Genomic DNA, 22,390 nt, shown 5'->3' on the forward strand with positions numbered 1-22,390 from the left:
TTGGCCCGTACTTGCGATGCCAGCATGGGAAGGGAGTTTTTCTTAACTTCGACCTAGGCTCGAACCAAGGGTCCTGCTAATCTCCCCCCTCCAACGAAGACCTCGCAACGACGACTCTTAGGTATATCGAACGCGTGGAAATATTCGACTTTGAGCCCTTTGAAAATGTTCGGCAAACGCCGACGCAAATCGACTTCCATCATATGGGAATTGTCGATTTCGATCTGTGCGTTGCCCTGCAGAAACGTCTCGTCTACGAATCCGGAGGGCGTGACGATGGGCACATTGTTTGTCTGCTTTGCGAGCATCCACCGCTCATAAGTATAGGCCGTGCGGGATCGCGGCGACATATCCACTTGACCACACAAGAGATGCGTCGACGTAAGCTTGATCTGCGCTGGATCGGTCGCGGCGGTGCTTGTGTGGCTCATACGCCGGGACAGCTGGCCGTTTATCCGATTGTACCCCTGAAGTACTACGGCTGGTCGGTCGGTCAGTATCTTCAACGCCTGCAGGATGGCTTGCTGGACACAGTGCGCCCGTATGAGGTTCCCATCTATAAGCGGCCTGGACGTTTTGGCTTATGGGGACGTAGCGGTATGCTGGCTGCGATCGGTGTTGCCGTTCAAAATTGGATCACCAGTCACGGTGCATTCCTAAATGTGGCCTGTTCTCCCCTCAGTCAGGTGGGCATCGAGGCCAATCCGGCGGAGCTTGCATGTCCCGGAGACTCACCAACTATGAGCAGTCTCCTGGAAGAAACAGAGGCTTGCCCTACAATAAGGGAAGTCGCGCGGAGCGTGGCGAACAATTTGGCGCAACGGTTCGGGACGGCACAGGCAAGCTGGCACTCGGGCCATCCTCTGTTCTCCGAAATAGTCAAGCAAACACGTGATCGAACCCGCCAAGCAGCCAGTTGAACTTCCGATAGTTGATACATCCGATGACATTCCCGCCCCAGATTCAGGGCGTCGTCTGCCTCGCTGGCTGAAACGGAATGTTCCCAAGGGAGATCCTGGGCACAAGACAACCCATCTCATGAAAGAGTTGGGTCTGGAAACCGTCTGCGAAGAAGCCAAATGTCCAAACAGGATGGAGTGCTATTCGCAGCAAACCGCGACCTTCATGATCTTGGGGGCCATCTGTACGCGGGCATGCAGCTTCTGCTCCGTTTCTCGCGGTGCTCCCCAAGCTTTGTCTGATGACGAACCAGAACGTCTGGCTGAAGCCGCCTACCGTTTAGGTTTGAAGCACGTGGTGATTACCTCGGTGACCCGCGACGACCTGCCAGACGGTGGCGCCGATCACTACTTCCGCTGCATCGAGGCAGTTCGGGCTCGTACCGGCGCCACAATCGAAGTCCTCACGCCTGACTTCATCGAATCGAGAGAAGCGTTGGCTCGAGTTTTGGAAGCCAAGCCGGAAGTCTTCAATCACAACACTGAGACGGTGCCGCGTCTGTATCGACGCGTCCGGGGCCCCAAGTCGGAGTATAGCTGGACATTAGAACTGCTACGACGCGTGAAAGAGATTGCCCCTAGTACGAAGACCAAGAGTGGATTGATGCTCGGACTGGGTGAAACACGCGAGGAATTGCTGGACACTTTGGCAGATCTGCGCGAAGCCAACGTCGACTTCCTGACCCTTGGTCAATATCTGCAGCCAGATCAAAAGAAGTACCTGCCAGTGGTTCGCTACCTTCGTCCCGAAGAATTCGAAGAGCTCGGACACCAGGCCAAAGCGATGGGCTTCGTCAAAGTTGCGAGCGGACCATTTGTCCGCAGTAGCTACCACGCCCGGGATATGGCCGAGAGCTTCTAGCTCTGCAGAACTTCTCGCTGATGAAACATCAAAGGGGCCCGTCGAATATCTCGACGGGCCCCTTTTTTCTTTGTCGTATCGGGTCTATCCAATCGACTTTTTTATCGATCTGCGTAGATCGTTGTACTCTCTTCTTTGGTAATCGGAGCCGGAATGCCATCGGTGGAGACTTGGACTTTGATCCGCTGATTGCCAGGCATCGTTCCTTGAACCTGAATTTTCAGGCGAACCGTTTGCTTCGGATCGATTCGCGAGATTGGTTGGAACATGACGCGTTGCCCTTGGATCTCGCCGTTCGATTCGCCGCTCGCAGAAATGCCACGCATACCTTGAGGAATCTCGGCAATGACCTGAACGTTGGTCGCTTCCTTGGAACCTTGGTTGACGATCTTGATGTCGTAGGTCGTTTCCTTACCAACTTCGATAGGATCAGCCAGGTCGGCGACCTCGAAGAAGATCGCGGCCAGGCCTTCGACGTGTACCGTCGATTCATCTTCCGCGGTCAGACCCTTGCTAGCGGTACCTTCGACCCGCAGGCGTTGATCGCCCGCTTCGATCGGCAAGGCAACCAGTTCGACAGATCCGGTTTCCGCCGGCGGTAGTTCCCGTAGGTTCCAGAATACGGCATGTCGAGTCGAATCGTATTGCCCCGCGTTGTTCGCTTCGACGAACTTCAGACCTTTAGGAAGATAAGTCACTAGGTCGATCTCATGAGCTGGGGCAGTACCAGGATTGCTTACCGACACGGTGTACTTGGCGGGGCGTTCGAGGTAACGGAGCTTGGGGCCGGTCATAGCGACGGCCAGCTTCGGCGCGACCACTTCCAATTCAAGGGCATGCTCACGTGAAAGATTGCCGTCGGCCCGAGCTCGTAAGATGTTTTGCACACGGCCAGCGCTGGTGGCGTTGAGCACGAGGTCGAGTTGACGCGACTCACCTGGACGCAGGGTTCCGACTTCGAATTCCAATTCCTTACCCGCAGGATGCGAGAAGTTGGCTGGGACGTTTTCTTCCAGGACAACGCCAGTTGCAGCGCCGGTTCCTGGATTGGAAATTGTGATCGTGATACCAAGCTGATTTCCAGCCAGAACCGTTGCGGCACTGGCTTGGGATACGTTGAGGTCAGGCCGAGTAACAATGGATCGAGCTGACGCTTTCGCGGCAAATGTCACACTCGCGACACTGCCAATGTTGCCTTCTTCCATTGGAAGCAGTTCGAGCTTGAGCGTTTTGCGTTCGCGTGGTTGCAATGTTCCCAGGTTCCAAACCAGGGTTCCGTCGGCACTTTGTGTGGCTTGAGGACTGGTCGAAACGAACTTCGTGCCGGCTGGAACCATGTCTTGAACCACTACGTTCGATGCTTCGATCCGCCCATTGTTTTCCACGTGCAATTCGAAGGTCGTGACTTTGCCAATCTGAACTTCAGGTGGAGCGACTTTCTCCAAGCGGATGCTTGGCGTCTGGTCTCCTTCCCAGCGAGCTTCTCCGGGACGAGCTGATGCCAGCATGCCAGCGACAGGAGGAGCCGATGAGCGAGTCGCGATTGCCGGAGGATCGGCAAATCGCATTGGATTAGTTGGCTGGCTGGTTGGAGCGGGCGTTTGTTCTGCTTGGGATGGTGTCGGCGAGGGAGGCGTGGCCGAGAACCCGCGAGTACCGTTGTAATCGGAGGCGGCATTCGATCCCATGACGCTGGGCTGAACGGCTGCTTCTGAGCTCGTTGAGGGCGCTGGATTGGCGTTTGCCGAGAATCGATTAGGATTCTCTGCCGCTGTCGATCCTGGGGTCGATGAACCATAGGCACTTGCGCCGTATTGTGGTTGCGTTGGCATCGTGCGGGGCATAGAGTCTTGAACCGCATTTGCCGCCGCTTCGGCCTGATCTTCGATCGCTTGCGAGGCAGAATCTACCATGGAGGAAAACCGTGAGCCAGCATTGCCGACGGCACCTTGAGCCGCAGCGGTTGCATCGCTGATTGCACCATTCGCTTCGGCGGCTATGCCGCTTGTTGCTGCCGTGACTTGGTCCGCAGCATCGTTGACAGCCGCGGTCGCTCCTGATTGGAAACGAACCGGTGGTGGCGTCATTGGCTCGGTCGGAGCGGCTGCTTCCGAGGCGGACGAATCGCTGGCAAAACTTTGGGGGCTTGGAGGCGTCGACGCAGTTGACTCAGCGGCCGGATTACCGAAACGCGAGACTGGCGGGGCGGCTGGAGTCGAAGCAGGTTCGTAGCTGGAACTGAAGCGGCTTCCCGAATCGCTCGCAGGCGAAGCTGCTTCGTTATCGCTAGTGGCAGTCGCGGCGGGATTTTCCGCAGGATTCGAGCCTGAGTTACTTAGGAACTGACTGAATCGGCTAGGTGGCGTCGTTCCGTCGCCAACGGTGGCCGTGGTCGAAGTTGCGGCTGGATTTTCAGCTGGCGTTGCAGTTTCCGCAGATGCGGTATCGTTAAAGCGAAAACGCGAAACAGGTGGCTTCGGAATCTCACTCGAGGAAGGTGGAGTTGCCTCGGTGGGTGTTGCTTCCGTAGGCGTGTCGTTTGAGGCCAACATCACCTTCGATTCAGGGAAGGGAGAGGTTGCCGGGGTCGGCACGCCTTCCTGCTTGGGAACTTGAGAAACTTCGATTGGCTCGGGATCAGGATTGGCCCGAGATGCCATCATCGATTGTCCGATTGCGGTGGCGCCGAGGGCGACCACTCCACCAATCACGGCCAAACGTAAATAAATGTTCTTCATGGCATCCTTGCCTAACATGCGAAACTTCTTTCTGGCTTCCATACTCAAGAAAATAGTGTCGGCCGAGAATTACTAGCAAAAACCCCGATTCGAGGAAAGATCAGTTCAAGTTAACGGCCATGTTTACCGGGGAACGGGTTGCTAGCAGAAGAGAGGCCACCCTGCGTGAAAGGTGGCCTCTTTGATGTTTCACTAGAAGTAATCGAATAAAGGAACTACTTCGAGATCGCTTTGATCGCTTCTGCGGCGGCTTCGTTGCCAGAGTCGGCGGCCTTCTTCAGAGCAGGTAGCGCCGACTTGGCTTTCTCGCCAAACATGGACAAGGCCTTGGCGGCTTCGCCAGGAACGTAACCTTCTTCGGTACCAGCCAGCGATTCCGTTAGAATCGGAACTGCCTTGGCAGCCGCTTCTTCGTCTTCCGGAGCGATGTTAGCCAACGCCCAAGCGGCGGCAAACTTCGTGAAGCTGTCATCGCTATCAAGCAGTGGCATGATATCGCCTTTGGCGGATAATGCCCCTTGGTGCATGCGACCCAAGGCGTACAAAGCGTTCAGCTTCAAGCCACGCGATTCGCCAGCAAGGAACGGCTTAACCGCTTCCACGGCACCCGCAGCCTTGTCGCCGATCGCACCAATCGCCATCAGGACTTCGCCTTGGAATTGGGGATCGTCCGTCGAGAGGACTTCGGTCAGAGGGGCCACCGCTTCTGGAGCTGCTTCACCCCAACGACGAATGATGCTTACCGAGACCCAGCGAAGCTTTTCGTCTTGAAGCCCCTTAACAACTTCCGGCATGGCCTGCGGTCCCATCTTGACGATGGCATCGGTGATCTTTGCCACAACGCGTGGATCCGCATCGCGGAGGGCATCTGCCAAGATCGGTTGAAGCAGGTCAGGCGAGGCTTCCAAGTTGGCTAGGCAGTGAGCAGCGGCCGCTCGGACGTTGGCGTCTTCGCTTTTCATGGCTTCGACCAGGAAGGTCGCTGCCGTCTGGGCCATCATGGTATCGTTTGGATTGAGCTTAGCGACCGCGTAGTAGCTGATCAGCGTCAGGAAGGCATCTTCCCCTTCAGCTGCTTTCTTAAGTGCATCGGTGGCCTTAGAAGCTTCCATCGAAGCCAGGGCGAACGCAGCCGAATACTTCACAGCGGGAACCGTATCGGTATCCAACGCGTTAATGACCGCTTCCATTGCTGGCTTAGCTTCTGGGCCAATCTCACCCAGGGCGATCAGGGCGTGCATTCGTGTGCCAGGATCGCTGCTCTTGAGAACTTCGGTCAGCTCAGGAACCAGCGGAGCAGCTTTCGGACCCATTGCTTCTGCAATCAAACATGCCCAGTAGGCGGCACGTTCATTCTTCAAGGCCGTTCGGAGTCGCGGAAGGGCCTGTTCACCTTTTTCTGCCATTTCGCTGAGAACGGGCAAGACCAACGCTGGATCGGCATTCTCCAACACGTTCACCAAGATCGGCAACGACTTGTCAGGATCGAGATTCAAGTCGAGCATGGCTTCCAATGCATTGCGGCGAACCATGGCATCTTCGTCGGTCACCAATTTGACCAACTGAGGTAGGGCTGCCATGTCTTTGTCGCCGATCTTGCCGAGCGCGTAAGCGGCGTAAGCACGCAGTTTTGGCACTGGGCTTTTCAGCAGGGACGACAGTTTAGGGACCGCACTATCAGCTTCCTTGCCAAACTGAGCCAGGCTACGAGCGGCACGCCGCTGCAGTTCTACGTCCTTCGAGTCCAATGCTTCGGTCAGCGCTGGCACTGCTTTGTCGGCAGGGGCGTCGGCGAGTTCATCGGCTGCCTCGTAGGACGCATCACCACCAGCTTTCAGTTCGGTGGTGAGCTTGGCGACATCTGGCTCAGCCGCCGAGAGGGTGCCGCAAAACAACATTGCGGCAAATAGAAGCAAGTAACGGGCTTTCATCGCCGTCTCCAGTTTCATATTCATAGAGAAGAGTGAGCGTTGCAATTCAAAGGTGTAGGATTCGTCAGTTCACTTAGCTGGAAGGAAAGCGTACGTCATAGGACAGCGCTTCCATGAAACGATTTGCCTCGACAAACTGTTGGGGTTCGTAATCGCGAATTCGCTTCTTCAGCGCGTCATACATGGCGTCGACGGCCTTCACAAGATCTTGCTGCTTGTCGAAGCTCTTGATCGAACCTTGCTGCGAGCGAGTCTCGAAGCCCTTGTCGATCACCTTGCGGTACGGATCGTAGATGGCCGAGGTCAACAGCAGCGGCCAATGCAGTTCGCCGGTGACCGGATCGATTTGATCGTCGTTCAAACGGCTCGGAGCGCGTTGGGCGTTGATGCGGAAGATTTGTTCGCTGGTCGGGGCCGGACCACGCTTTTCCGCACGGTAGGCATCGTTACGCCGACGCATGTCGAACCATGTTTCTTGAGCCAGTTCGCGATTCTGGATGTAAGCCTTGCGAGCTTCTTCCACGTTCACAGCGGCTCGGGATGTGTCGAGATTGTAGGAGCCTGCACTGCGCACGACGTCGGCCAAACCATGAGCGGCACCTTCTGCCGCCGTCGACGAGTATCCATAGCCGTAGCCATAAGGACCGCCGTAGTATTGTGCGTAGCAGGAGCTTGCCAGAAGCGGCATTACCAGCGCCGCCAGAAGTATTCGTGGGACCATGACTCTTTCCATCTTTGCAGGAAGCTATTGGGTGAACCGGCCTCGGAACCTTGGTTTCGAGGGAAATGCATTGTACTTTGGTAATCCTACCCTAGTACGAATGATAGTTAAGTTGAAAATCGGATGCCACGAAAATTGGGGGAAACACCAATCGATCAAATGCCCACTTTCCTCAAAAAGCTCGCACTCGTGGCAGGAGCACTCGCGATACCGATTATCCCGTTCATTATCTGGGGGCACGATCTGCAAGAAGCGGCCGACGCCTGGCAGCAAAGTCAGTCTAGCCCAGTAGTTATGGCGATTGTCCTATTTGTACTTTTGGCCTTCGATGTATTCCTGCCGGTTCCTTCCAGCTTGGTGAATACAATTGCAGGTGCAAAACTAGGCATTTTGACTGGTAGCCTGGTTTGTTTCGGTGGACTTTGCGCTGGGGCGGCGTTGGGATTTGGCCTCGCTAAAATGGCGGGACCCGCCATTAAAAAACGTTGGCTTCAGGATGACGACGCAATGACACTTCGTCAGTTCGCCGATTCTTGGGGGGTGGCTACGTTGGTGATTACCCGTCCACTACCAATTTTGGCAGAGGCAGCCGTGGTGCTTTTAGGGGTTCAGGATCTCGCTTGGCGAAAATTTTGGCCACCGGTGCTGCTCGCCAACGGCGGTATTGCAATCGCTTACGCCGCATTCGGTCAGGTTGCCGCCGACCACGAATGGTTGGTGATCGCGCTAGCTATTTCCGCTGGATTCCCGCTTCTGCTGACCTTTCTCGCGCGAAAGTGGCTCCGTGCGAGAAGTCAGGAAACTCCAACGTAAAAAAAGCGAAGCGAAGTCCACCATGCCCCGGAGTTGGAAGTTAACCCGCGGTGGATCTCGCAGTCGCTTTTTGATGCTTCTTAGATGTAAGTCAAGGTCGAAGGAACTAGACGGTTCGACCAGGTAGCTTTCGTGGGAATGGCGAGCGTTCCACAGGCGGCAACGGCTGGCCCGTCTCTTCGCTCCAACCTTGGCGTTCTTCTTCCGACGCGTAGTATCGTAACCATGTGTCGGGATCGGCTTCCGATTCGGCACAATTGAAGTAGATACAGTGGCTCGACAGGTCAACCATCTTCTCCTGCGACGGCAAGATGTCGCGGACAACGATGCAGTACAACTCGACATCGCTCAGGTGATCCGTGAAGTCGAGATAAATCCGCCGGGAAGCAAGTTTCTGAATGATGTCCCAGAGAACCTCATGCAGTTCATCGGCAGTGAGCTGATCGAAGCGGGGTGGGTTTAGGGTAGGGGTAAACCACTGAGCAAGTGGCAATACGGGGGCTCTTTCCCATGCCAGAATCGCACTAAGAAACTCGTTTTCTACGCGAATCGGTACTCGTCCGCTGTCGAGTATCTGCAGCGATTCGTCGAAGAACGGCTCCAGCTCATCTCGCAACTTGGCGTTGAGCAGGAGCTGTTCTACATCTTCAGGATGGGGGCGACGAAACCGGACCATTCCAGACAATCTTTCCGAAAAAGGGGCAGAGCAAGCGTGCGAGTGCTGCACGCATGCCCAAGTAGCGATGACTGTTTAGATGACTCTAACAACAATCGATCTGGCTTCAAGATTTTGAGCCGCGTCCACAAGCGAGAAAAAATGCAGAATTAAGGCAGATGAGAGTGCGATCGTTACAAACGGAACACTTTGCCGAGGATTTTAGAAATAATCCTCCCAGACCTCCCGGCTTCCCTAGAAACTATGCTACGAATTCATAGAAAAGTTCAAGCTGGGAAGGGCTAGCAAGATCGGTGCTTTCAGGCGGTAATCTCGAGTCGATGACTGTCCGATTGTTCGCGCACCCGAATTCGGTAATCGAAGGGGCCTGTAGCCGTCTGGAATCTGAGTGATTCGTTACGGCTTATCTTTGGAGAACCGGCGTTCAACTTCCGAAATCTTGTCGACACGTCGTTGGTGGCGACCTTTCTCAAAGGCCGTGTTGATCCACAAATCGACCATGCGATCGATTAATCGCTCGCCCAGCAGGTCGGCGGAAAGGCACATCACATTCACGTTGTTGTGCCTACGGCTCATTTCTGCGGTTAAATCATCGTGACAGGTTGCTGCACGAACGCCGGGGAACTTGTTGGCGGTGATCGCCATGCCAATTCCCGAGCCACAGATCAAGATTCCGCGGTCGACGTCTCCATGAACGATCTTCTCGCTGACGGCTGAAGCAATATCGGGATAGTCGATCGCACCGCAGTCGTGGGCACCGCAGTCGATTGCCTCGTGTCCCAGCTTTTTTATGTGCTCGATGATCTTCGTTTTTACTTCGAATCCACGATGATCACTTCCTATCGCGATTTTCATGGCAGTTACGTTTTATCAAACAAGGAGAGTTCGCCTTCATCAACCGAGCGAGGTTGTTAATTGCGAACGGGAAAAGATTAGGAGGGGAGCAGGTTTTCCAGGTCCAGGTCCTTCACCCGGAGTTTGATTTCCGATTCGATTTGTTCCAAACATTGACGGTAAACATCTTCCGAGCCACCGATCGGATCGGCAATGTCACGTCCGTCACAGCTAAGCGTTTGCACGCGGTCTCGTGCTTCGGGCCAACGGGCCAGGATGGCGTCGCGATGTCCCGAGGTCATTGTCAAAATCAAGTCGGCTTGCTCGACCAAGCGATCGCTCAGCGGTTGGCTGGCGTGCCCTGCCAGGTCGAGGCTGCGAGCGCTTAAAATGTTGATCGCTTCGGGAGCAGCTCGACCGCCAGGAAAAGCGGCGATGCCGGCGGAAGCGACGAGAATCCCCCTCTGGTCAAGCTGATCGATTGTTGTACCCAGTTTGTCGGCCAAATGTTTCTGCATGATGACTTCCGCCATCGGGCTCCGGCACGTATTTCCAGTACAGACAAACAGAACGAAATAGCTGCTCAGGTGATTCAAAACACTCTCCGAAACAACACCTTGACGTAACATCTGGAAGTGATTGGCTTCCACTTTGACGACACTGGAGGGCTGACCGTATCGGCACTTTCCGTCATCCAGGATCAATCCTACTCGATCCCCCAACCTCTCCACGACCTCTTTTCCATGAATCGTGTCAGGTTCGCCCGACCGGTTTGCACTGGTTAATGCCAATGGACCAGGCAGAAACTGCATGACTTCTGAGATCAAGTCATGAGCCGGAACACGCAGGCCAACGTATCCACTCGGGGAGACGGCCTGTTGAACGTCGTCGCTGAATCGCGATACAACAGATCCTTCGTCGCAAGGCATGACCAATGTAACAGGTCCTGGCCAACAGCGTCGGGCCAAGCGACACATCAGCGGCGAAGCAGTAGGGACATAATCCCACAATGTATCCGCACCTGGGACGCAAAGACTAAAGGGATTAGTCTCGGGTCGCCCTTTCGCATGGCGCAATGCATGCACCGCCTTCGGATTTAGCGCAGAAACGGCAAGCCCGTAGACGGTCTCAGTTGGAAAGGCGACGATCTCTCCTTCCGCCAATGCCTGGACGGCGCGATGAACGACATCACGGCGATCATCAGCAGCTTTAACTTCAATGACTTTGGCGGTCACGTACGAATTCCGATCGAAGGGGCTGGCATTTAAGGCGAATCCTGAAATGCGCGACATGAAATACTGCAGCGAGAGAGCAACTGCGAATTGCTTTGCTCCCATTGTTCGCAGAAGTTATTATTTTCAAAGAAGTTACTATACGAAATGAGTCGAACGTCTCACAAGCGGATTCGGCTCCTCCCTTGTGCTGAAACACCGTTCATCGTGACATTTTTTGACTTCCAACGCTATTTTGGCCGCCCTACGGCAGTGATGAGCCTCGTTTGGGGGCTTTCTTGCATTGGTTGGATGGGGTGCGTCCCGGCAGGCGAACCATCCACCGAGCCTGAGGTCGTATGGGGGCGTCGTGGCGTATCCGAAGGGATGTTCGAGAAGCCTCGCGCCGCAGCGATCAGCCCAGACAATGAGATCTTCATCGTCGATATGACGGCTAGGATCCAGGTTTTTGACCTTGATGGCAACTTTCTGCGTGCTTGGCAGATCCCTGAATTCTACAAAGGCCGCCCCTCCGGTCTATCGTTCAACAACGATGGCAATCTCTTGGTGGCTGATACTCATTACAACCGCATGTTGGTTTATACGCCGGACGGAAAACTGCTTGACGACCAAACAATTGGCGGGATCGAGGGTTCGCAACCTGGGGAATTTGGTTTTGTGACTGACGCAGTCCAGGACTCGATGGGGAACTACTATATCTCAGAGTACGGCCAACACGATCGTGTACAGAAGTTTGATCGTGAAGGGACCTTTCTGTTCCAGTGGGGTGGCCATGGGCAAGAGCCAGGGCAGTTTATTCGCCCACAAAACATGGTGGTCGACGAGAATGATCACATCTGGGTCGCTGATGCATGTAACCACCGAATTCAGGTTTTCGATGCCAGTGGTGACGAGGCCAAGCTGATCAAGATTTGGGGCGAACATGGTAGTGAGCCCGGGCAAATGGGCTATCCGTACGATTTGCAGCTCGATGGAGAGGGGCATTTATACGTCATCGAATACAGCAACCATCGTGTTCAGAAATTCGATCTGGAAGGGAACAGCCTTGGTACTTGGGGTGTTTCAGGACGCGAACCAGGCCAGTTGGCCAGTCCTTGGGCCCTCGTACGGGACCAATACGGACGAATTCACGTGATCGACTCCGAGAATCACCGTGTCCAACGAATACGATTGTAGGGAGATGGAATTTTGAATTCCTGATTCCCAAATATGGGAATCGGTTGAGAAACTCGTTACCATGAGGGGGCTTATCATAAACGAACCGTTCGGTATGGGTTTCTGTTTTCGCCCTTCGTTGGGACATCCACCAGGAGATAGCCGCCTGCATGTTTGGCGTTGATATTGCGTTCAACAAGCCGTGGTTTCTGCTGTTGCTGGCAGGGCTGCCGCTGTTATGGGTCTTCAGTTTTCGCAGCATCTCAGGTTTGGGACGCGTGCGACGGTTCTTTGCGTTAGGGCTCCGCTCGCTCGTTTACGTGCTGCTGGTCTTTTGCTTGGCAGAAATGCAACTTCGGCATACCAGCGAACGCGTCTCGGTGATCTATGTGCTGGACCAATCGGAGAGTATCCCGCGCGAGAAGCGGGCCGCGATGGTGCAGTATGTCGTGAAAGATGTCGCCGAACATCGCAACGCAGCCCGCGGTGACCGAGCTGGTGTGGTCGTGTTTGGGCGCGAAGCTGCCATCGAAGTTCCTCCTTACGACGACAATTTGCCCATTCAGCAAGGCAAGCTGGAAGCCATGATGCAGGTTCGTACGGACGCGACGAACTTAGAAGGCGCGTTGAAGCTGGCTCAAGCCTCATTCTCAGAGGATTCCGCGAAACGCGTGGTGATTGTCACGGACGGTAATGAAACGGTCGGTGACGTTCAAAGTGTGGCTCGGCAATTGGCTGAGAATGGCATCGGTATCGATGTTGTCCCGATCGAATTATCAAGCCGCGCCGAAGTCGCCGTCGAAAAGATCTCGCTTCCTAGCGATATTCGCAAAGGGCAGCCGGTTCAAGTCAATGTTGTGCTCAATAACATGACCGAAGCAGGAGCTGATGATGACGGCAAGGTCTCCGGCAAAGTGATCGTTGTTCGTAAGCAGGGGCAACGCGAAGATGTGCTTATCGAACAGCCGATGGAGCTTGAACCTGGTAAGAAAGTGCTGACCTTCGAGCACACCATTGATCAATCCGACTTTTACACCTACGAAGCTCGCTTTGTTCCCGATGATCGTCTCGACGACTCGATGCCGCAAAATAATCTGGCCTCTGCCTTCGCTCATGTACGAGGGGAAGGCAGTGTGCTGCTGATCGAAGACTGGGAGAATCCTGGAGAGTTTGACTACCTTATTGAACGACTGAAAGCGAATAACATTGAAGTTGAGTTGATGCAAAGCAACTCGTTGTTCACCTCATTGGCTGAGTTGCAGCGGTTTGATTGCGTGATCTTGGGCGATCTTCCCCGGACCAGCGGCGGTGGTGCTGGCGATATTTCCAGTTTCAGTGATCAGCAGATTGAAATGTTGGTCCGTAACAGTCAGCAGATGGGGTGTGGGCTGCTGATGATCGGCGGACCTCGCTCGTTCGGTGCTGGCGGTTGGTCGAACACTGAACTGGAAAAAGCGATGCCGGTCGACTTCAACATCAAGGATGCCAAGGTTGTCCCGGTCGGGGCGTTGGTGATGATGATGCATGCATCTGAGCTGGCGCAAGGTAACTTCTGGCAGAAAGTAGTTGCCCGGGAAGCGCTCAAAGCGTTAGGCCCGCAAGATTACTGCGGTTTGATCCACTGGAGTGGAACAGACCAATGGATGTGGGGAGGACAGACAGGCTTGTTGCCGGTTGGTCCGAACCGAAATCAAATGCTGGCCCGTCTTAACCGGATGACGCCAGGGGACATGCCCCAGTTCGATCCCGCGATGAAGATGTCGTTGGCTGGCTTCAACGCAATCCAAGCGCAAGGGGCGAACGTTGCGATCAAGCACATGATCGTGATTAGCGATGGTGATCCCTCGCCGCCACTACCGGCGACAGTCACGGCCTACATTAACGCGGGCATCAAGATCACAACAGTAGCGATCGGTACGCATGGTCCTGCTGGGAGTACACCACTGCGAAATCTGGCATCCCAGACTGGTGGCAAGTATTACGCTGTAACCGATCCGAAAGCTTTGCCGAGAATTTACCAGCGTGAAGCTCGTCGCATTGCTCAGCCATTGGTGAAGGAACATCCAGGAATGGTTCCGATTACCTATCCGCACGAAGTGCTCGAAGGTATCGAAGGCTTTCCTCCGTTCGATGGCTATGTGATGACGACCTTGAAAGACAATGCGTTGGTGGACGCAGGTATGATCGCACCGGTACCGGCCGAACATCCCGAGAATGCAACCTTGATGGCAACTTGGACTTACGGTGTCGGACGAACGGGAGTGCTGACCACGGATGCGGGTAAACGCTGGACCAACAACTGGACGGCGTGGGAAGGTTACGACAAGTTCTATTCGCAGCTTGTTCGTTTCATGATGCGTCCAACCGACAATCAAGGCAACTTCACGGTCGCCAGTGAAGTGAAAGATGGCAAAGTACGCGTGGTAGTTACTGCCACCGATGAGAAAGATGAGTACCTGAACTTCCTCAAACTGTCCGGTACTGCCGTTGATCCTGAGATGGAATCGAAGGACTTTCAACTTCGCCAGATTGCCTCTGGACGTTACGTGGGTGAGTTCGATGCTGATAAATCAGGAAGCTATTTCCTTTCGATTTTGCCTGGACCTGGGGAAGCACCAATCCGCACCGGAGCAAACGTTCCTTACTCGGCGGAGTTTCGTCAGCAACGCTTGAATTCCGCCTTGGTCGATGCGCTTGCCGCGTTGAAGCCACGTGGTGGTGAAGCGGGACAAGTCATCGCCGGCGACTTCGCGATAGGTCGCGTTGATGAATTGCTAGTGGTCGATACCTTTCGGCATGACTTGCCCAAAGCAATTAGTAGTCAGCATGTCTGGCCGATTTTGCTGGTGCTATGCGGACTCGTATTCTTCGAAGATGTCTTCGTCCGTCGCGTGACGATTGGAACCGAATGGATTGGAACTTCGTATCGTTGGTTATATGCCAAGGTCTTTGGCGCGCCCCAGCAGGAAGAGGAAGAAGATCGAATGGAACGCTTGCGCGTTATCAAGGAACGCGCGACCGCCGACTATGACGAACGGAAGTCGGCGGCGAGGTTTGAGGTCGGGCTTGATGATGCCGAGCGAACCGGCTCGGCTGTCGACGAGGAACTCGCTTCCAAGTCGCCGAGTGCCGGTGGGCTACCTAAGAAAAAGGTCGCTCTGGACGAAGGGAAGCAAGACGACGATTCCTACACATCTCGCTTGTTGAAAGCTAAAAAAGGAGCTCGCAAGAAGCCGCCCGGTGGGATGGACAATCCCGGTTCGACCTAAGGTAACCCAAAATCCGTAATTTGTACTACGATGACTTCGGCTGCTTACTGCTGCCACCCCGTCGGAATTTCAACCAGTTCAACACCCAACGAGTTAGTCGCAGCAAGGAAATCGCATGAGTGTCGCCGAATCGATGCAGCAGCAAGCGGAGGAATTTCGTAGTCGCTACACGGCCGTCAAAGAACAAGTGCAACGCGTGATCGTCGGGCACGAAGATATTGTGCACGGCGTTTTGACCTGTCTGTTTGTGGGTGGTCACTGTTTATTGGAAGGTGTCCCTGGTCTGGGGAAGACGCTTTTGGTTCGTACTCTGGCTGAAGCACTACACCTCGACTTCAATCGTATTCAGTACACGCCTGACTTAATGCCGGCCGATATTCTAGGAACCAACATGGTGATGGAGACGCCCGATGGTCGTCGGGTGTTTGAATTCCAGAAGGGCCCGATCTTCACTCAGATTTGTCTCGCCGACGAAATCAATCGTGCCACGCCAAAAACGCAGTCAGCGATGCTGGAAACCATGCAGGAAGGCTGTGTGACGGTTGGTGGTCATCGCTATGTGCTTGACAAGCCGTTCTTCGTGTTGGCAACGCAAAACCCGATTGAACAGGAAGGGACTTATCCGTTGCCGGAAGCCCAACTCGACCGCTTTTTGTTCAAGCTGGTGGTCGGGTATTCCAGCGCCGAGGATCTGGGAACGATCATCGATCGAACCACGAAGGGAACGAGGATTCAAACCGAGCAGGTCATGGACGCCGCCGAAATTCTGAAATGGCAGCAAGTCATTCGCGAGGTGATTCTGGCGAAGCACGTTCAGGACTACATCGTTCGCCTGACTCTGGCGACCCATCCAGAAGGACCTTTGGCACTTCCCATAACCAATCAATATTTACGCTGGGGTTCAAGCCCGCGTGGTGCTCAAACGTTGGCACTTACCGCCAAAGTGAGAGCGCTGCTCGATGGTCGCTACAATGTGAGCTACGAAGACGTTCGCCGTGTCTACTTACCGGCAATGCGGCATCGCGTGATTTTGAACTTCGAAGCCCAGGCCGAAGGACTCGATACTGATCACGTCCTCTTGGAACTGCTGGAAAAGGTGCCTGAAAAAGCGGATGACACCGTCTTGGCGAGTGTCGCCCGATAGATTGGCAAGTTGCCGCCCTCAAGCATCTGATAGGTAAGGCCCTCGATGGCGAAAACGAATATCGTTTCCGATCTCTTGTCTCCGGAACTGCTGGCCCAGTTAGAACGCATGGAACTGGTCAGTCGGAAGGTGTTTCGTGGACGGATGAAGGGGGAACGACGCAGTAAGCGGAAAGGGACGAGTGTCGAGTTTGCCGACTTTCGCCCTTACGTCGCTGGCGACGACCTCCGTTTCATCGATTGGAACATGTACGCCCGGCTCGATCGTTTGTTCTTGAAGATGTTCCTAGAAGAGGAAGATCTTCACTTCTACACGCTGATTGATGCCAGTACCTCGATGGACTTTGGGACACCCAGTAAGCTAACCTACGCTAAGCAATTGGCGGCCGCACTCGGCTTTGTTGGACTCTGCCGAACCGACCGGGTGCGGATTGAGACACTTGGTACGTCGACTCGTAAGCCTGGCCCGGTTCTACGCGGAAGGCAAAGTGTTTGGCGAATGCTTGACTACTTAGACGGCATTGAACCAGGCGAGAATGTACCGCTGTTGGAAGGTGCGAAAAACTTCTGTCTGCGCAACAGTGGCAAGGGGATTTTGGTTCTCATTACCGACTTGATGGACAAGTCAGGCTTCGAACCTGCCTTGCGTTTCCTTTCGACGCAGCAAATGGATGTTTATGTCATTCAAACCTTGGCCCCGGTAGAACTGAATCCCGCAGAGCAGATCAAAGGGGATTTGAAACTGGTTGATTGCGAGGATGGTGACATTGCCGAAATCACGGTTAGTCGTCCTTTGCTCGACAAGTACAAGCGGACGCTCGACGCGTTTGTCGATGGTGCGCGAACCTTCTGTGCCAAACGCGGCATGGCCTACATGCTGGCCAACACAGAGGTGCCGGTTGGCAGCCTCGTTTCCAATTACCTGCGGCAACGAGGGCTGGTGCGATGAGCTCGTTTATCAACACGCTTGGTCCTGTAGGTTGGACACTTTTGGCGCTGGTGCCCCCAGCGATCGTCGCTCTCTACTTCTTAAAGCTTCGTCGACAGCCACTGGAGGTTCCCAGTACGTTCCTGTGGAGCCGCACGATCGAAGACCTGCATGTGAATAGCTTGTGGCAGAAGATGCGACAAAGTTTGTTGCTGTTCCTGCAACTGCTATTCGTCCTTCTACTTATCCTGGCGGTATTAAGGCCGGGTATGGAAGGAGAGCAACAACTGGTGGGGGATCGATTTGTTTTCCTGATCGATAACTCGGCCAGCATGGGGACCAAAGATGAGCAGTCGGACCGCACGCGTTTAGAGGAAGCGAAACGCCGTGTGCTTGAAATGATTGATCAGATGGACAGTGGCGACGTCGGGATGATCGTTACATTCTCCGATCGGGCCAGCGTGACCCAGCAATTTACTGACAACCAACGTGTGTTGACCTCGAAGGTAAATGCGATTCAGCCAACCGAGCATACGACCGACATCATGGAGGCTCTCCGTGTTGCGTCTGGCCTGGCGAATCCCGGGCAGTCCGCTTTTGAAGACGGGGACGTTCAAGTCGCAGATGCGAAGCCGGCGACTGCTTATATTTTAAGTGATGGTCGCTTTCAGACGATTACTGACTTTTCGTTTGGTAACTTGCAGCCGGTGTACGTTCCGATGGGAAGTTTCAATACCGGTAATGTTGGTATCCTCGCGTTTAGCACGCAGCGAAATGCAGAGAAGGAAGACGAACTTCAGGTCTTTGCCCGCATTGCGAGGTTCGGTCCAGAACCAAGTGAAGTAACCGCGAATTTATACTTCAATGGGGAGTTGCTCGATGTCGCACGCATTCAACTCGACAACGAGGATGGTACTGGCGGCGTGCAGTTTGATCTCGGAAATTTGGATGTCGGTAAGTTACGTATCGAGATCGAACATGAGGATTTGTTTCCCGCCGACAATATCGCCTACGCTGCGATAAATCCACCGGAGCGGGCCAAGGTATTGGTCGTCTCGGCTGGCAACGACTATTTGAAATTCGCCCTGGGAACCGACCAAATCCGACGCATTGCTGACGTGACCTTGGTGGACCCCGACTTCCTCAAGGGAGAAGACTATCCGAAGGAAGCGGCGAGCGGTCTTTACGACGTGATTGTGTACGACGACTGCGTGCCCGAAGTAATGCCCGAGTCGAATACCGTATTCTTTGGTCAGCGACCACCGGTCGATGGATGGAAATTCTCCGAAGAAAAGGTACTTCCGCAGATCATCGACATCGCGCAAAGCCATCCGATTATGTCGTTCGTGAACCTGGGTAATGTATCGATTTACAAATCGGCATCCTTGGAGTTTCCCCCCGGCGGTACCACGCTGATTGAGTCAGACCAAGGGGCCCTGATGGCGATTGCTCCTCGCAAAAGTTTTGAAGACGCCGTGCTAGGTTTCGCGTTCCTCACATCCGAGGACGACAAGACCTTCTACAACACCGAATGGACCAAGCGGCTTAGTTTCCCGGTATTCGTTAAGAATCTGGTGGAATACCTGGGTGACGTCAAGCAAGGCCAAGGTGAAATGAGCATCCGTCCGGGCGAAAACTTCAATTTCCGCTCGAACGGATTTGCTAAAGAAGTCCACATTACGCCTCCACAAGGTCGACAGCGTACAATTGTGCCAACTGCCGACAATCTCTTTTCGTTTGGCGAGACAGACTTGCTGGGCACCTATGAAGTCCGCGAGGGGGATGCGAAGGATGTGACCCAATACTTCTCTGTCAACATCTTTGATGTTCAGGAAAGTGATGTTGAGCCGAAGGCCGAGATTGAAACCCAGTGGGAAACAATCGAAGGGCAATCGGCTTGGCTGCCAATGCGTCGCGAATTTTGGAAATGGCTTGTCGTCCTGGCGCTCGTGGTGTTGTTGATTGAATGGTATATCTACAACCGCCGAGTCTATGTGTAAGCGACGCCCGATCCGGTTGTCACTTCGTGCTGCGAAGAACCAGCTGTGAGATTTCTGGCGGGCAGTTTAAACGCAGCGGAGTCGTGCCCGAGATCCCACGGCTTACGTGCATCACCGTGGGTGTGGAATAGAAGATACCGCACGCATAACGCGTTCCATGCACACTTGGACTCACGATTGGGCCAATGCCGGGTAAACGGATCTGACCGCCGTGGACATGACCAGCGAGCATTAAGTCAAAGTCATTTTGCCTAGCCCAGCCGAATTGGTCAGGTGTGTGGGCGACTAAAAGTTTGAACGGCAGTTGGTCATGCTTGGCCGGATCGTGCGTGCTCATATCGGCCGCCGGAGGGTGCCACGGCAGTTCGTTCCCGGCTAGAACTACCGGATAGTCGCGAATCATCAAAGTCAAGTGACGTCCGCCGAGATAAATCAAGCCATCGTCGACGAGCGTCTTACGAGCCAGATTGGGATCGGATGTCCGCATCTCGTGATTGCCCAGCACGAAATAAACTCCGCACGGAGCTGTCAACTGTCCGAGCGTGGCGGTGGACCAGGCAAAGCATTTGTCGCGATCGAAGACGTCGCCAGCGATGACTATCATGTCTGACTGCAAATCGTTGACTTGGTCGACGATCTTGCGGTAGAACGCTTCGGTCATGTGACCCTTCAAGTGCAGATCGGAGATGTGCGTGATAGTCAAACCATCTAGCTGCTCGGGCAATCGGTGAAGCTGAATCTCTTTCCGGTTCACTTCCAATTGCAGGATTTCGTTTCCTGGGATCATGCTTCCCATCCGAGCCGTCGTGTTGCCCAGCATTTGATCCGCCACATCACCGAAGTCGTAGCGTGCCAGGGGCCGCTGTTCGACATGTGCAGCGTATGCCTGCGATTCGTAGTGATAGAACAACCAGAGCAGCGATGCGGCGATAAAGGCGATCACGCACATAACGCCGTAAACGTACCAAATGTAATACAGTAGCGAGTATTGCTGAATTTCGTGCGGCGCAACTGTGGAATGAAGTGGTTGCTGAATCCACCATATTAAAAACAGAGCAGGGATCAGCAGAGACATCGCGTAGATAAAGAACTCAACCGTATCGATCAGCCATTGTCGGTATGGCATCGCATGAACAACACTGTGCAGCCGAGTCCAAATTGCCAAGTGCCCGATGCCTGCGATAAGCATCAGGATCGCCATTAGTGCATACATTCGTCGTTGCTGATCTCAGGGTGAAAGCGTATGACATGCCTGAGAGGGAGAGAGCGGCATGGCAAGCGTGGGTCTCGTTTCAAGTCGCTGGTTACGTGAATTCTAGTTGACGGGAGAATCCGCGAAACCCGTCAGCTCAGAAGAACGAGGGGTTGTCACATCAATTCGCGGGCAAACCGCTACGGTGACGGCGTTCCGGCGAATGCTGTCATAACCCGCTCGACCGTTTCGACCAGTTGGTCGAGACGAAACGGTTTGTAGAGAACCGCGTTAGGCAACAGCCCTGCTTGACGCGCTTTGACGATGGAGTGACCAGGATCGTATCCAAAACCAGTCATCAGAATCATCGGAACTGGGGAGATGATATCGCCCAGTTTGAGCATCAGCTGGTGGCCCGACATGTCGGGCAAATGGACGTCGCTAATGATCACGTCGTAACCGGTGGAATGGAGGCCGGCTCGTACCATACATAAGGCTTCCGCCCCGTCATGGGCGGTTTCGACGTCGCAGCCGTATCGATCGAGCAACGCGTGGGCGGCACTGCGGACCGATTCGTCCGCGTCCGCTACCAAAACACGGGCTGAACGCAACAAAGGACGTTGCTCTTGTTTGGCGGAGGCAGGAACTGCCTTGGCTGGCGTCATCTTTTCGCCAACTCGCTGGATCACTCGCTTGATGTCACGGCTATTCTGAATGATGTTCTTCAGCTTGCCGACCACTTCTTCGTCATGGCCGATGTATCGCTGCATCAGGCTCACGGCGTCGTTCAAGATCTCGTCGATCGGCAGAGCGACGGCGCTATGGATCGCTTCGACGCTTGCTTGGGCCGTGTTAGCTTGCTGCGCGACTAGTAGTTCCAGGGTGTTCAGTGCGACTGCCAGGTCACGACAGAAGATTTCCAAAAATTGGAGATCACTGTTGGTGAATGCACGGGGCTCGGGGCTTTCAACGTTGAACGAGCCAATCACTTGATCGTGCAGCAATAACGGAACGGTCAGCGAGCTTTTCGCTCCCTTGAAACCTTCGAGGTAAAGCGGGTCTTTGCTGGTGTCTTCGCAAAGGTAGCTCTTACCGGTCGATGCGACGAAGCCCGTGACGCCATTGTTGGTGCTTTGAGCGTATAGCTCGCGTTCCGCAGCTTCTTTATCGATTCCAACAGAAAGGAGTGGGACCAACTCGCCAGTACGCTGATCCAGCAAGCGAATCTCGATCACGTCAAAGCTGAGTAGATCTTTCGTGTAATGGAGGATGTTACTCTTGAGCAGTTCGATACGCTCGGAGACCTCCATGTTGAAGATCTCTTCCGTCGTCAGGTCGGCCAGTTCCATACCAGCTCGATGAATCGCGTCGAGCTTCTGTCGCTGAATCACTTCATCGGTAACGTCACGGACGGTAACGATGAGGTTATTCGGCGGAGCCGTCGGCGTGATGACCGGTGCGGCATGGACATGGAAATAGCGGTTGTCCTCGGTCCGCAACGTCGACCCGCTGGCTTGACCGGTCGTTACCGCTGTGTGGAACGGACAGTAATCAGGGCCAAGGATCTCGGGACTGTTGAGTGCAGCGTAGAAGTTCTGGTTGACCAGGTCACCCCGATTGGCCCAACGCTGCAAACAAGCATTGACCCAGACAATGGTGTTGTCCCGATCAAGCATGGCAACGCCGTCCGGCATGCCATCCAAAATGTGCTCGTTCTCGAGCAGATTTCCAATGCGGGTCGAGACTTCCTGATGTGAAGTCGAAATGAAGAGCCCGGTGTAGGGGTTGCTACGGAGCTTGGCAAGCACGCGAAGTGGTGAATGCACTTCGGTGACTTCAAAATCCTGACGAAGTTCTTCGACGACTTCAGAGTCGTTTTTTGAATCGCACAGGCACAGGATTTTGGGTTTCGCCGCCAACCCCATTCTCCCTAACAA

General features: G+C 54.3%; 16 protein-coding genes. 8 read left to right on the forward strand and 8 right to left on the reverse strand.

Features of this window, described 5'->3' with window-relative positions:
* Positions 1-134 precede the first annotated feature (134 nt).
* Both C5Y83_RS03490 and lipA read left to right on the forward strand, forming a co-directional pair.
* Complete coding sequence (locus C5Y83_RS03490; protein WP_105328255.1) at positions 135-920, forward strand: lipoyl(octanoyl) transferase LipB; 786 nt, start codon at positions 135-137, stop codon at positions 918-920.
* A gap of 7 nt (positions 921-927) precedes the next feature.
* Positions 928-1,821 (forward strand): lipoyl synthase, encoded by an 894-nt coding sequence (gene lipA, locus C5Y83_RS03495; protein ID WP_233207082.1) that lies wholly within the window; start codon positions 928-930, stop codon positions 1,819-1,821.
* A gap of 101 nt (positions 1,822-1,922) precedes the next feature.
* Here lipA and C5Y83_RS03500 read toward each other — a convergent pair whose 3' ends face one another.
* The 3 genes from C5Y83_RS03500 to C5Y83_RS03510 all read right to left on the reverse strand — a co-directional run bounded on the left by C5Y83_RS03500 (position 1,923) and on the right by C5Y83_RS03510 (position 7,211).
* A complete protein-coding gene (locus tag C5Y83_RS03500) occupies positions 1,923-4,559 on the reverse strand; it encodes a DUF11 domain-containing protein (protein WP_158262216.1) in 2,637 nt (878 codons plus the stop codon).
* 215 nt (positions 4,560-4,774) lie between these two features.
* Positions 4,775-6,490 carry a HEAT repeat domain-containing protein gene (locus tag C5Y83_RS03505; protein ID WP_158262217.1) on the reverse strand — a complete coding sequence of 572 codons (1,716 nt, stop codon included), beginning with the start codon at positions 6,488-6,490 and terminating at the stop codon, positions 4,775-4,777.
* Positions 6,491-6,563: 73 nt separating this feature from the next.
* Complete coding sequence (locus C5Y83_RS03510; protein ID WP_105328258.1) at positions 6,564-7,211, reverse strand: hypothetical protein; 648 nt, start codon at positions 7,209-7,211, stop codon at positions 6,564-6,566.
* Positions 7,212-7,334: 123 nt separating this feature from the next.
* Here C5Y83_RS03510 and C5Y83_RS03515 point away from each other — a divergent pair, with 123 nt between their 5' ends.
* Positions 7,335-8,024 (forward strand): TVP38/TMEM64 family protein, encoded by a 690-nt coding sequence (locus tag C5Y83_RS03515; RefSeq protein ID WP_105328259.1) that lies wholly within the window; start codon positions 7,335-7,337, stop codon positions 8,022-8,024.
* Between the two features lie 106 nt (positions 8,025-8,130).
* On the opposite strand, the gene C5Y83_RS03520 is transcribed toward C5Y83_RS03515, so the two are convergent.
* The 3 genes from C5Y83_RS03520 to C5Y83_RS03530 form a co-directional block, all read right to left on the reverse strand.
* Positions 8,131-8,700, reverse strand: coding sequence for a hypothetical protein (locus tag C5Y83_RS03520; protein ID WP_105328260.1), 570 nt, complete (start codon positions 8,698-8,700; stop codon positions 8,131-8,133).
* Positions 8,701-9,096: 396 nt separating this feature from the next.
* Positions 9,097-9,555 carry a ribose 5-phosphate isomerase B gene (gene rpiB / locus C5Y83_RS03525; RefSeq protein ID WP_105328261.1) on the reverse strand — a complete coding sequence of 153 codons (459 nt, stop codon included), beginning with the start codon at positions 9,553-9,555 and terminating at the stop codon, positions 9,097-9,099.
* Between the two features lie 77 nt (positions 9,556-9,632).
* A complete protein-coding gene (locus tag C5Y83_RS03530) occupies positions 9,633-10,826 on the reverse strand; it encodes an L-threonylcarbamoyladenylate synthase (RefSeq protein WP_158262218.1) in 1,194 nt (397 codons plus the stop codon).
* Between the two features lie 87 nt (positions 10,827-10,913).
* On the opposite strand from C5Y83_RS03530, the gene C5Y83_RS03535 reads away from it, so the two are divergent.
* From C5Y83_RS03535 to C5Y83_RS03555, 5 genes are all read left to right on the forward strand, one after another.
* Positions 10,914-11,942: an NHL repeat-containing protein gene (locus C5Y83_RS03535; RefSeq protein ID WP_233207072.1), complete on the forward strand. Its 1,029-nt coding sequence runs from the start codon at positions 10,914-10,916 to the stop codon at positions 11,940-11,942.
* 149 nt (positions 11,943-12,091) lie between these two features.
* Positions 12,092-15,190 carry a VWA domain-containing protein gene (locus C5Y83_RS03540; RefSeq protein WP_105328263.1) on the forward strand — a complete coding sequence of 1,033 codons (3,099 nt, stop codon included), beginning with the start codon at positions 12,092-12,094 and terminating at the stop codon, positions 15,188-15,190.
* A 115-nt stretch (positions 15,191-15,305) separates the two neighbouring features.
* Positions 15,306-16,334: an AAA family ATPase gene (locus tag C5Y83_RS03545; protein ID WP_105328264.1), complete on the forward strand. Its 1,029-nt coding sequence runs from the start codon at positions 15,306-15,308 to the stop codon at positions 16,332-16,334.
* Between the two features lie 45 nt (positions 16,335-16,379).
* Positions 16,380-17,282, forward strand: a complete 903-nt coding sequence (locus C5Y83_RS03550; RefSeq protein WP_233207073.1) for a DUF58 domain-containing protein — start codon at positions 16,380-16,382, stop codon at positions 17,280-17,282.
* On the forward strand, positions 17,279-19,261 hold the full coding sequence (locus tag C5Y83_RS03555; protein ID WP_105328265.1) for a vWA domain-containing protein: 1,983 nt from the start codon (positions 17,279-17,281) through the stop codon (positions 19,259-19,261). The genes C5Y83_RS03550 and C5Y83_RS03555 overlap by 4 nt, the downstream gene beginning before the upstream one ends.
* A gap of 19 nt (positions 19,262-19,280) precedes the next feature.
* On the opposite strand, the gene C5Y83_RS03560 is transcribed toward C5Y83_RS03555, so the two are convergent.
* Entirely contained in the window at positions 19,281-20,474 is a 1,194-nt protein-coding gene (locus C5Y83_RS03560; RefSeq protein ID WP_105328266.1) for a metallophosphoesterase, read from the reverse strand.
* Between the two features lie 179 nt (positions 20,475-20,653).
* Positions 20,654-22,372, reverse strand: coding sequence for a response regulator (locus C5Y83_RS03565; protein WP_233207074.1), 1,719 nt, complete (start codon positions 22,370-22,372; stop codon positions 20,654-20,656).
* Between the last annotated feature and the right edge of the window lie 18 nt (positions 22,373-22,390).

The sequence above is a fragment of the Blastopirellula marina genome, from assembly GCF_002967765.1.
GTDB lineage: Bacteria > Planctomycetota > Planctomycetia > Pirellulales > Pirellulaceae > Bremerella > Bremerella marina_A.